At 66.7% G+C, this 11,587-nt stretch carries 11 protein-coding genes and 1 pseudogene; 8 read left to right on the plus strand and 4 right to left on the minus strand.

Annotated elements, in window-relative coordinates:
* The first annotated feature begins 59 nt into the window (after positions 1–59).
* Positions 60–1,394 (plus strand): dicarboxylate/amino acid:cation symporter, encoded by a 1,335-nt coding sequence (locus AC5P7R_RS09755; protein WP_019660634.1) that lies wholly within the window; start codon positions 60–62, stop codon positions 1,392–1,394.
* 220 nt (positions 1,395–1,614) lie between these two features.
* Here the strand turns inward: AC5P7R_RS09755 and AC5P7R_RS09760 are convergent, their stop codons facing one another.
* Together AC5P7R_RS09760 and AC5P7R_RS09765 are read right to left on the minus strand one after the other, a co-directional pair.
* A complete protein-coding gene (locus AC5P7R_RS09760; RefSeq protein ID WP_005414115.1) occupies positions 1,615–2,388 on the minus strand; it encodes a C40 family peptidase in 774 nt (257 codons plus the stop codon).
* A gap of 131 nt (positions 2,389–2,519) precedes the next feature.
* A complete protein-coding gene (locus AC5P7R_RS09765) occupies positions 2,520–3,059 on the minus strand; it encodes a C40 family peptidase (protein WP_031270212.1) in 540 nt (179 codons plus the stop codon).
* Positions 3,060–3,170: 111 nt separating this feature from the next.
* On the opposite strand from AC5P7R_RS09765, the gene AC5P7R_RS09770 reads away from it, so the two are divergent.
* The 7 genes and pseudogenes from AC5P7R_RS09770 to AC5P7R_RS09800 all read left to right on the plus strand — a co-directional run bounded on the left by AC5P7R_RS09770 (position 3,171) and on the right by AC5P7R_RS09800 (position 8,695).
* Positions 3,171–3,653, plus strand: coding sequence for an FKBP-type peptidyl-prolyl cis-trans isomerase (locus AC5P7R_RS09770; protein ID WP_111098588.1), 483 nt, complete (start codon positions 3,171–3,173; stop codon positions 3,651–3,653).
* A gap of 99 nt (positions 3,654–3,752) precedes the next feature.
* Entirely contained in the window at positions 3,753–4,997 is a 1,245-nt protein-coding gene (locus AC5P7R_RS09775) for a DUF418 domain-containing protein (protein WP_155029912.1), read from the plus strand.
* 15 nt (positions 4,998–5,012) lie between these two features.
* Positions 5,013–5,156 (plus strand): annotated as a pseudogene (locus AC5P7R_RS09780) (amino acid dehydrogenase); the annotation flags it as partial.
* On the plus strand, positions 5,153–6,511 hold the full coding sequence (gorA, locus tag AC5P7R_RS09785; protein WP_019660629.1) for a glutathione-disulfide reductase: 1,359 nt from the start codon (positions 5,153–5,155) through the stop codon (positions 6,509–6,511). The pseudogene AC5P7R_RS09780 and the gene gorA, both read left to right, overlap by 4 nt.
* A 159-nt stretch (positions 6,512–6,670) precedes the next feature.
* Positions 6,671–7,591, plus strand: coding sequence for a DMT family transporter (locus AC5P7R_RS09790; protein ID WP_019660628.1), 921 nt, complete (start codon positions 6,671–6,673; stop codon positions 7,589–7,591).
* On the plus strand, positions 7,498–7,944 hold the full coding sequence (locus AC5P7R_RS09795; protein WP_425605106.1) for an MGMT family protein: 447 nt from the start codon (positions 7,498–7,500) through the stop codon (positions 7,942–7,944). The genes AC5P7R_RS09790 and AC5P7R_RS09795 overlap by 94 nt, the downstream gene beginning before the upstream one ends.
* 76 nt (positions 7,945–8,020) lie before the next feature.
* Positions 8,021–8,695: a rhomboid family intramembrane serine protease gene (locus AC5P7R_RS09800; RefSeq protein WP_005410509.1), complete on the plus strand. Its 675-nt coding sequence runs from the start codon at positions 8,021–8,023 to the stop codon at positions 8,693–8,695.
* A 104-nt stretch (positions 8,696–8,799) separates the two neighbouring features.
* On the opposite strand, the gene AC5P7R_RS09805 is transcribed toward AC5P7R_RS09800, so the two are convergent.
* Together AC5P7R_RS09805 and AC5P7R_RS09810 are read right to left on the minus strand one after the other, a co-directional pair.
* Positions 8,800–10,383: a phytoene desaturase family protein gene (locus AC5P7R_RS09805; RefSeq protein ID WP_134729847.1), complete on the minus strand. Its 1,584-nt coding sequence runs from the start codon at positions 10,381–10,383 to the stop codon at positions 8,800–8,802.
* A gap of 76 nt (positions 10,384–10,459) precedes the next feature.
* Positions 10,460–10,954, minus strand: coding sequence for a VOC family protein (locus tag AC5P7R_RS09810; protein ID WP_021203393.1), 495 nt, complete (start codon positions 10,952–10,954; stop codon positions 10,460–10,462).
* Positions 10,955–11,587 lie beyond the last annotated feature (633 nt).

Raw genomic sequence — 11,587 nt, forward strand, 5'->3', positions numbered from 1 at the left:
GTTCCGCAGGCCGCTTTGGACTATCGTGCCAGCATCCCTTCCTTCCCTCTGGATTGCCTATGAAGCTGGTCTCTGCCTGGCTGCGGATTCCATTCTGGCAGCGCGTGGTCGGTGGCTTCGTGCTCGGTGCGCTGGCCGGCTGGGCGCTTGGCCCGGCCGCAGAAACGTGGTTTGGCCCGCTGGGTGAGCTGTATGTCACCCTGATCAAGATGATCGCCGTGCCGCTGGTGTTCTTCGCGGTCATCAACGCTATCTCATCGCTGCACGGGCAGAAGTCGGTCGCCGCGCTCAGTGGCCGCACCTTCCTGTGGTTCGTGATCACCGCCGCGTTGGCGGTATGCGTCGGCCTGGGCGTGGGTACCGTGCTGCAGCCCGGCGCCGGTGGCCTGCAGCTGACCATGGCCAGCAACTACGTGCCGCGCGAGGTCCCCAGCGTGGTGCAGGTGCTGCTGGACGTGGTGCCGGCCAATGTCTTCTACGCGCTGTCCGGTATCGGCACCAAGGTCAACGCGGCCGGCGAAACCGTGCTGGCCGCCGGCCGTGGCTCGATCCTGCCAGTCATCTTCTTCGCTGGCCTGGTCGGCTTCGCCATCGTCAAGCTCGGCGAGAAGGTGACCGAGGCGCGCAAGCTGGTCGGCCAGATGAGCGACATCATGATCCAGGTGACCCGCTTCGTGCTGGAAGTCACCCCGATCGGCACCTTTGGCCTGATCGCCGGTCTGGTCGGCAGCTACGGGTTCGAGAAGCTGCTGCCGCTGGGGCATTTCGTGCTGGCGCTGTACGTGGCCTGCGCCCTGCACATCGTGGTGGTCTACAGCGCACTGCTGCTGGCGCATGGACTGAACCCGCTGAAGTTCTTCCGTGGTGCGGCGCCGGGCATGCAGGTTGCGTTCGTCAGCTCGTCCAGCTTCGCGGCGATGCCGGTGGCACTGCGTTCGATCACCCACAACCTGGGCGTGAACAAGGATTACGGTTCGTTTGCGGTGCCGCTGGGCGCCAGCATCAAGATGGACGGCTGCGGCGCGATCTACCCGGCGCTGTGCGCGGTGTTCATCGCGCAGTACAGCGGTGTGCCGCTGACTCCGGAGCAGTACGTGGTGGTGCTGATCGCCTCGGTGCTGGGCAGCTTCGGTACCGCCGGCGTGCCGGGTACTGCGGTGATCATGGCCACGGTGGTGCTGAGTGCGGCCAACCTGCCGCTGGAGACCATCGGCTACCTGTATGCCATTGATCGCATCCTGGACATGATGCGCACGATGACGAACGTGACGGGCCAGATGCTGGTACCGGTGATCGTGGCCAAGGAGACCGGGCTGCTTGACCAGGCGGTGTACGACAACCCGTCCAGCAACGTGGGCGTGGATGATCCCGACCCGACACCACCACGCGCCTGAGGTGGTGTGCTGAATTGAAAGGCCCGCCCTGACCGGCGGGCCTTTTGTTTGGGGATGGCCGAGGCGGTGTCGGCCAAGGCGGCCTCCGCTTGATCCACACCATGCATGGATGGAGCCGGTGGCGACCAAGGTCGGCAGCCACCCACCATTACGGGCCCAACAAAAAAGCCGCTGCAGGGCAGCGGCTTCTCGCATCAGGCGGCGCTGTAGCGCCAGCGGGTCAGAGATCCACCCGGCGGGCCTGCATGAACTTGTTGCCCCAGTAGCCACTGAGCAGGGTGTCCACGCGCACATCCTTGCCCGAGCTGGGGGCGTGCAGGAAGCGGCCGTCGCCGACATAGATGCCGACGTGGTCGACGCGGCCCTTGCGGCCGAAGAAGACCAGGTCGCCCGCCGCCAGCGCGGTGCGGTCGTTGATCAGTTCGGCGTTGTCATCGTGCGCCATCTCGCGCGAGACGCGCGGCAACTCGATGCCCAGCGCCGAACGGAACACATAGCCGACCAGGCCGCTGCAGTCGAAACCGCTGTCCGGGTTGCTGCCACCCCAACGGTACGGGGTGCCCAGCAGGGTCATCGCGCGGCGCAGCAGCGACTGCACCTTGCCGTTGTCGGCAGCGGTGCCGACGACGCTGCCATTGGCGGCGCTGCTGGTGTCGTAGTTGGCGAGCAGGCGGCTGAGGTCACCGGCCACCACGGCCGAGCGATCCATCAGCGGAATGGTGTCGTTGGCGGCCAGGTGCGGCAGCAGGGCGGCCAGCGTGGCACTGGCGGCGGCATCGACGCGGCTGCGCTGCGGAGCGGCAGCCTCGGCCTTGGCGGCCGGTCGGGCGGTGCTCTCGGCCACCGGGGCCGGGGTCACATCGGAACGGTTTGGAGCAGTCTGCGACCAGGCCGGAAGGCTGGTCAGGCACAGTGCCAGGCCAAGCAACAGCGGGCGGGCACTACGTGAAGATACGGAAGTCTGGCCTTCGCTTTTCAGGTCGTCAGTCGTCACGCGTCGGTCACAGGAAAAAAACGATGGGGCATCATGCCCTGTAAAAGCGCGGATAAGTTAAAAATTCCGTTATAAAATCGTTATTTATATAGTGACGTATGTCACAGTTTTAGACATATCGCCTGTTCAGCTTAGCGAAGGACACGTTTCGCGCCCGTGTAGTGGTCTTTCCAGTAGGGGCCACTGAGCGAGTCCAGGCGAACCGTACCGCCGGTACTCGGCGCGTGCACAAAACGCCCTTCACCTACATAGATGCCCACGTGGGTGACGCTGCCGCGGCTGCCGAAGAACACCAGGTCGCCGGTGGCCAGGCGTTGCGGATCGATCCTGGGGCCCTGTACCGCCGCCAAGTCGCGCGAGGTGCGCGGCAACCGCAGGTCCAGCATCTCGCGATAGACATAGGCGACCAGCCCGCTGCAGTCGAAGCCCGAGTCCGGGGTGTTGCCGCCATAGCGGTAGGGCGTGCCGACCAGGCTGATGGCCCGCATCAGCACCGAGTTGGCGGCCTCGGGGTTGTCCGGCACGGTCTTGGGCCAGTTCGCCGTCGGCGGGGGCGGCGCCGGGCGGGTGGCCTTGCCGCCGCCACAGGCGGTCATCAACACGGGCAGGGCCAGCAGCAGGGCCGGGGCGAGAAACCGGCGCGGGCCGGACGAAACTGGCGTGATGTGCATGATCTCCGGATAATGCGCCACCTTGGAATGGCCGTCATGATGGCGGCGTCCCCGTCGGGCGACAACCCGCCCCAACCCGCCTGCCTCCGGCAGATCCAGACAGAGTTGCGCATGAAGATCGAAAAAGACCGCGTTGTCCGCTTCCACTACACCGTTTCCGAAGTCGGCCAGGAGCCGATTGAATCGTCCAAGGACCGCGGCGAGCCGCTGGCGATCCTGATCGGCCATGGCAACATCATCCCGGGCCTGGAAAACGCCATGATGGACAAGGAAGCCGGCGCGACCTTCAGCGTCGACGTCAAGGCGGCCGATGCCTACGGCGAGCGCCGCGAGGGCCTGTCCCAGCGCGTGCCGAAGAAGCACTTCGGCAACACCAAGCTGGCCCCGGGCCAGCAGGTGGTGCTGCAGACCAACTTCGGCCCGCGTGCGGTGACCGTGCAGAAGGTCGGCATGAGCGTCGTGGACGTCGACCTGAACCACCCGATGGCCGGCAAGGACCTGCACTTCGACGTGGAAATCGTCGATGTGCGCGAAGCCGGCAAGGAAGAGCTCGACCACGGCCACGTCCACGGCGACGGTGGTCACCAGCACTGATCGCAGCGCGATCGTGATGGATGCGACGGCCCGCTTCGGCGGGCCGTTGCGTTTCTGGAACATGGCGCGGCCATCCATGGCGCGCGGGCCGGCGGCATAATGGCGGACCTGCCTGACGGACGCCCCGTGAACGCTGTCTCTCCTTCCCTGCAGCCGGTGGCTTCCGGCGAACGCATCGCCGTGCTGGACGTGCTGCGTGGTGCCGCGCTGCTGGGCATCCTGCTGATGAACATCGAGGCCTTCAGCGGTCCGCTGGACCTGGCCTTCACCGGCATTGACGTGCACTGGCGGGGCATCGATCACTGGGCCGACGCCTTCGTCTATGTGTTCGTGCAGGGCAAGTTCTTCACCCTGTTCTCGCTGCTGTTCGGTGCCGGCTTTGCGGTGATGGCGCAACGCGCCGAGGTGGCCGGGCGCGACTTCACCCCGTTCTACCTGCGCCGCAGCGCCGGCCTGCTGCTGATCGGCCTGTGCCATGCACTGCTGGTCTGGTCCGGCGACATCCTGGTGATGTATGCACTGGTCTCCTTGCCGTTGCTGGCCTGCCGCGAGGCGCCGCGCAGCTGGCTGCCGTGGATGGGCGTGATCGTCTACCTCGGCGGTGTAGCGATGATGTTGCTGGTGGGTGCGATGGTGTCGATGGCTTCGGCCGAAGACATGCAGAAGATGCTTGCCGAAGCACAGCAGGCCATCGCGCAGCAGCGCCTGGTGTACGGGCACGGCAGCTGGATGCAGGCCACCGCGCAGCGCCTGCACGAGTTCGGATCGTCGATGGGCGCGCTGCTGATTACCGGTCCGGAAGTGCTGGGCATGTTCCTGATCGGCAGCTGGTTCGCCAGCAGCGGTGCACTGGTATCACCCGAGCGCTTCCCACGGCTGTACGTGCTGTTGCGTTGGGTGGCGCTGCCGCTGGGCCTGGCGGTCACGCTGCTCGGCGTTGCCTGGAAGCCGTATCTGGCACCGGGCGCCTACGACCTGCCGGTGACCGCAGCGATGGCACTGGTGACGATCGGCGGGCTGCCGATGTGCCTGGGTTACCTGGCGTGGATCGTGCGTTGGCGCGCGCGGCTGGGATGGCTGGCGCCGGTGGGGCGCATGGCATTGACCCACTACCTGGCCCAGTCGTTGCTGTGTACCTGGCTGTTCTACCACTATGGCCTGGGCGGGTTCGAGCGGATGCCGCGCAGCGTGCAGTTGCTGTTCGCGCTGCTGGTATTCGCAGCGCAGGTGGCTGTTTCGCACGCGTGGCTGGCGCGCTTCCGCTTTGGTCCGGTGGAATGGCTATGGCGTGCAATGACCTACCGCCAGTGGCCACCGATGCGGCGTGGAGCCGGGCAGGGCTGATCGATGCAGGGCGCGCATCCTCACGTCTGGCTTGCAGCTGGGCATGGCATGCTCGGCATCAGCATGAGCGCCGGCAACGGCCAGCTGATCGCCGATCTCGTCTGCGTCCGTACGCCGGTGATCGACCCTGCCCCCTACCGACCCGAGCGATTCCGATGAGCACTGCACCCTATGACTACGACCTGATCGTCCTCGGCGGCGGCTCCGCCGGCCTGGCCGGTGCGATCCGCGCCGCGCAGCACGGCAAGCGCGTGGCGCTGCTGGAGCCGGGCGAACTGGGTGGGACCTGCGTCAACGTCGGTTGCGTGCCGAAGAAGGCCATGTGGCTGGCAGCTGACCTGCATGAGCGCATCGGCCTGGCCAGTGCGATGGGCTTCGATGTCCAAGCGCGCCCGGCGCTGTCGTGGAAGGAACTGGTGATACATCGCCAGGCCTACATCAGCAATATCCATACCAGCTACCACAAGCGCCTGGACGAAACCGGCGTGGTGCGCATTCCGGCGCGCGGCCATCTGCTCGATGCGCACACCGTGGCCTGCAGCGATGGCGTGCGCTACAGCGCCGAACACATCCTGATCGCCACCGGCGCGCACCCGCTGCGCCCGGACATTCCCGGCGCGGAACTGGGCCTGGTTTCCGATGATTTCTTCGATCTGCGCGCGGCACCGGCCGAGGTGGCGATCATCGGTGGCGGTTACATCGCGGTGGAGCTGGCTGGCCTGCTGCAGGCACTGGGCAGCAGGGTGAGCCTGCTGGTGCGCGGTCAGCGGCTGCTGGATCGCTTCGACTACGAGCTGACCGATCAGCTGGCCGAGAACCTGAAGCAGCAGGGCGTGCGCATCCATTTCGGCTATCGCCTGCGCGAACTGCAGCGCGATGGTGAGCGCGTACGTGCATTCGGCCATGATGGCCCGCTCGACAGCGTGTTCGATGCGGTGTTCTTCGCTGCCGGCCGCCGCGGCAACAGCCGTGGCCTGGGTCTGGAAGCGCTCGGCATCGACATCGGCGAGCACGAGCAGGTGCAGGTGGACGAGTGGCAGACCACCCGTGTGCCGAGCGTGCATGCGGTCGGCGACATCGCCGGCAAGGTCGGCCTGACCCCGGTGGCGGTGGCCGCGTCGCGGCGGCTGATGGACCGGCTGTTCGGGGGCCGCCCGCAGTCGAAGATGGATTACGAGAACGTGGCCAGCGTGGTGTTCTCGCATCCGCCGCTGGGCGCGGTGGGCATGAGCGAGGAGGAAGCGCGCCGGCGTTTCGACCAGGTGAGCGTCTACCACAGCCGCTTTCGCCCGATGCTGCAGGCGCTGGCCAACGGCCCCCAGCGCAGCCTGTTCAAGATGGTCTGTGCCGGCCCGGAAGAACGCGTGGTGGGCATCCACCTGCTGGGCGAAGCGGCCGACGAGATCCTGCAGGGCTTTGCTGTGGCGGTGAAGATGGGCGCGACCAAGGCCCAGTTCGACGACACTGTGGCGATCCACCCGACCTCGGCCGAAGAAGTGGTGCTGATGCGCTGAGCCGGGCCGTTGTGGCGCCGAGCCCTGCTCGGCTGCCTTTCGCCCCGGCCTGGCGAAGCCGAGCGCGGGCTCGGCTCTACAGGGCAGCGGGCGCCCCCATGCGACAATGGGCGTCCCCACGTCTTACCGGGCCGCCCTGCGCGGCCCGCCGTCCTCCTGATGTCCACTCCCGCTTCCCGCATCGCCACTGCTTCCCCGCGCATTGCGCTGGGCGGCATCGGCCTCGCCGCGATCGGCGCCATTGCCGCGTCGGGCAAGGCGATCATCGTCAAGCTCGGCCTGCGCCATGGCGTCGATGCCACCACGCTGCTCGCGTTGCGCATGCTGATGGCGCTGCCGCTGTTCGTACTGATGGCCCTGTGGGCCGCGCGCCGGGCCGAGCCGCTGTCCTGGGCTGATCGCGCCCGCGTGCTGTGGCTGGGCTTCACCGGCTATTACCTGTCCAGCCTGCTCGACTTCCAGGGCCTGCAGTACATCAGTGTGACCCTGGAGCGGCTGATCCTGTACTTGAACCCGACCCTGGTGCTGCTGATCAACGTGCTGCTGGCGCGCCAGCGGCCGGGACGCTGGCAGATCGGCGCGCTGGTGCTGAGTTACCTCGGCGTGCTGCTGGCCTTCGGGCACGACCTGCAGCGCGAGGGCGGCCAGATCATCGTCGGCAGCCTGCTGGTGCTGGGCAGTGCGCTCAGCTACGCGCTGTACCTGTTCGGCAGCGGGCAGGTGGTCGCGCGCATCGGTGCAGTGCGGCTGACCGCCTATGCCAGCTGCGTGGCCAGCGTGCTGGTGCTGCTGCATTTCGCGGTGACCCATCCGCTGCCACTGCTGTGGCAGGCACCGGCGCCGGTACAGTGGCTGTCGCTGGTCAATGCCACTGTCTGTACGGTGCTGCCGGTGCTGGCGATCATGTTGGCGGTGCAGCGCGTGGGTTCCTCGCTTGCCGCGCAGGTCGGTATGCTGGGCCCTGTTTCCACCATCGTGATGAGCCTATGGCTGCTCGACGAACCGATGGGGCCGGCGCAGATCGCCGGCACCGTACTGGTGCTGATCGGCGTTCTGCTGGTGACCCGCCTGCGACGCTGACCCCGGAGCAGGCGCGGGCGCGCATCCTGGCGGTGATCCGCGCGATCCCGGCGGGGCAGGTGATGGGCTACGGCCAGGTGGCGATGCGCGCGGGCCTGCCCGGGCGTGCACGCCTGACCGCGCGCATTCTGGGCCAGAACGACGACCCGGGCCTGCCCTGGCACCGCGTGCTGCGTTCGGATGGCCGCATCGCCATGGCAGAAGGCTCGGCCGGCTGGCGCGAGCAGTCGCAGCGCTTGCGTGCCGAGGGCGTGCAGGTGGAAAACGGCCGGGTGCGGATGCCGGCGGCCGATCCGGCGGCGGCGCTGGATGCTGCTGTGTGGGGGGCCCGGCTGAGCATCGCTGGCGACTGAACAGGGCATCCCGGGGGCGCGCCAACATCACACGGTGCTGCGGCTATGATGGAGGCCGTTCCATGCCGGTGCTCCCATGTTCCCGCGACTGCCTACCGTCACCAAGGCCCTGCTGATCGCCAACGCGATCCTGTTCCTGCTGCAGCAGCCGTTCCTGCTCGGCATGCAGACCTTCGAGCCGTTCATGCTGCAACCGCTGCAGCAGGGCTTCGATGCGTTCTCGCCAGGCGGCAACTTCCAGCCCTGGCAGCTGCTGACCTATGGCTTCCTGCATGGCAGCTTCGGCCATCTGTTCTTCAACATGCTGGCGGTCTTCATGTTCGGCGCACCACTGGAGCAGACCTGGGGCGAGAAGCGCTTCCTGCTGTACTACCTGGTCTGCGTGGCCGGTGCCGGTGTCTGCCAGCTGCTGGTGGGAACGCTGCTGGAGAATCCGGCCACGGTGCTGGGCGCCTCCGGCGGCGTGTTCGGCCTGCTGCTGGCCTACGGCATGCTGTTCCCGAACCAGCGGGTGATGCTGCTGTTCCCGCCGATCCCGATGAAGGCACGCACCTTCGTGATCCTGTTCGGTGTGGGCGAACTGGTGCTGGGCATGACCGGCTGGCAGCCAGGCGTGGCCCACTTCGCGCACCTGGGCGGCATGCTGTTCGGGTGGTTGCTGATCCGCTACTGGCGCGGGCAGCCGCCGTTCAACAAGCGTCGCCCGCCCGGCCCGCCGAAGCGCCCGAACCATCTGCGCAGCGTGAAGTGAGGCGCGATGCGCCTCGCTTCACGCGGGTAGGTGCCAACCTCGGTTGGCACACCTTGGCCAGGATCATCTGACGCGGTAGGTGCCGACCGTTGGTCGGCACGGCTCTAGAGATCCTGCAGCACTACCTGTGCCGCGTTGTGCCCCGGCGCACCGGTCACGCCGCCCCCGGGATGTGTTCCCGACCCGCACAGATACAGGCCGGGCAGGGCGCCACGATAGCCAGCCTGGCCAACCATCGGCCGTGCCGAGAACAACTGGTTGGCACTGAGCGCTCCGTGAAAGATGTCGCCGCCGATCAAGCCGAAGGTGCGCTCCAGATCCAGCGGTGACAGCACCTGTCGGCCAAGCACGCTGTCGGCGAAGCCCGGTGCATACCGGTCGACGGTCGCGATCATCAGATCGGCCACCGTGTCACGGTGATCATCCCAGTGACGTCCATCGGACAGCACCGGTGCCACGTGCTGGCAGAACAGACTGGCCACATGCCGGCCGGGCGGCGCCAGCGAAGCGTCCAGCGTGCTGGGAATCAGCATCTCCACAATCGGTTCGCGCGACCAGCCGTCGCGTCGCGCATCCAGCCAGGCGCGGTCCATGTACTCCAGGCTGGGCGCCATGATGATGCCGGCGCTGAGGTGATCGCCTGGCCCGGGCAGGGCGCGGAAGTCCGGCAGCCGCGACAGCGCCACGTTCATCCGGAACGTGCCGGAACCGCAGCGCCAGTTCGCCATGCGTTCGCGGGTCGCGTCTGGTACCTGTGCCGGGGCCAGCATCTGCTCGTACAACAGCTTCGGGTTGACGTTGGCGATCACCGCGCGTGCACGCAGGATTTCACCGTTGGCCAGTTCCACTCCCACGGCACTGCCGTGTTCAACCAGTACGCGTCGCACGCCGGCGTCCACGTGCAGTTCCGCGCCAGCCGCGCGTGCAGCGGCGGCGATGGCCTGGCTGATTGCGCCCATCCCGCCGATCGCATGGCCCCACGCACCTTTCACGCCATTGCACTGGCCGAACACATGGTGCAGCAGTACGTAGGCGCTGCCCGGTGTATACGGGCTTGCATAGTTGCCGACAATGCCATCAAAGCCGAACAGGGCCTTGATCGGCTCGCTCTCGAACCAGCGGTCCAGGTACTCGGCCGCCGACAGCGTGAACAGGTCCAGCAGTTCCTGGCGTAGCGAAGCATCCAGCGTTGCCAGTTCGCGGCCGAGGCGGCCCATCTGCCAGAGCGCGGGCAGCGCACGCCAACCGCCTGCTACACCCAGGTCCGGCGGCGCGCGCAGGGCCCATGCGCGCAGTACGTCGGCGAAGATCCCCAGGCGTGCTTCATACGCTGGCAGCGCCTGCGCATCGCGTTCGGAGAATTTCGCGACTTCGGCCTGGGCGCGGCCAGGTGCCGACAACAGGTAGCGGTCGTCGGGCAATGGCAGGAAGTTGTTGACCGGGCGCGCGACAATGCGCAGCCCATGCGCATGCAGTTGCAGGTCGTCGATCACCTTCGGTTGCAACAGCGATACCGTGTACGACGCCACAGAGTTGCGGAAGCCGGGATGGAACTCCTCGGTGACCGCAGCGCCGCCGAGCACACCGCGCCGTTCAAGGACCAGCACTTTCTTCCCGGTCTTCGCCAGATAGGCCGCGCAGACCAGGCCGTTGTGGCCACCACCGATGATGATCGCATCCCAGGACATCAGCACCTCGGGAAAAGGGGACGGAGGGAATTAAGTCGCAATTCGCATTGGGTCACAGACAATGGGGAATAACGACTTAATCCCCTCCGTCCCCTTTTTTGATTGCCGCTTCGATGGTGGCGATGTCGATCTTCTTCATCGGCATCATCGCGTTGAAGGCGCGCTTGGCCAGTGCCTTGTCCTGGCTGGTCACCGCTTCGATCAGCATGCGTGGGCTGATCTGCCAGGAAACGCCCCATCGGTCCTTGCACCAACCGCACTGGCTCTCCTGTCCACCGTTGCCGACGATCGCGTTCCACAGGCGGTCGGTCTCGGCTTGGTCCTCGGTCTGGATCTGGAAAGAAAATGCTTCGCTGTGCTTGAACGCGGTGCCGCCGTTGAGGCCGACGCAGGGAATACCGCAGACGGTGAATTCAACGGTCAGTATGTTGCCCTCCTTGCCGTCCGGGTAGTCGCCCGGGGCGTGGTGGACAGCGGTCACCGCGCTGTCGGGAAAGGTGTTGGCATAGAAGGTGGCGGCCTCCAGCGCTTCCTTGTCGTACCACACGCAGATGGTGTTCTTGTGTGCCATGGTCGGGCTCCGCAGCGGACGAAGGCGCAGCGATAGCACGCCTGGTGTTAATGCGGCATCGTGCTGCAGCGCAGGGGAAAGCAGTTCCCGTCAACGGCAGCACGAAGGACGAAGCGTGCAGCCCCTGATCCTGGATGGATTGGGGTGCTTGGTGGGCGGCTGATCCACCTGCTGACGGACCTGCCGGAGCTGGAGCTGTTGGTGGCCTGGCGTACTCTGGCGCCGGCGCTGCAGGCCGAGCGGCCCGACCCTGCAGACCAAGGGCCGTGGTCGTGGTGACGCGCCGCTGGTCGAGCGTTTCGGCGCGGTCTCGGTCGGCCTTGCGCTGGTGGTGGGTGGGGGCGCCTGCAGTTGATGCCACGATGCTGGCCGCTGCTGGGCATCGCGCTGCCACGCGCACTGCTGCCTGGCGACATCAGCTTCGAGTACGACGTGGACGGGCAGTTCGTGTTCGATGTAGAAAATCGGCGCGCCGCTGGTCAGGTGCATCGTGCCTTACCGGGGCACGCTGCAGCCTGCGTGACGGGTGACGCAGGCGAGCATGTCTGCAGTGGGTGTGTCGGAATCGGAACGACATGCTGTCGCTTTGGACGCTGCATGTTGTGCGTCAGCACTCTGGCGTGACGTATGTTG

This window comes from Stenotrophomonas sp. YJH_SMC_27, assembly GCF_059369815.1.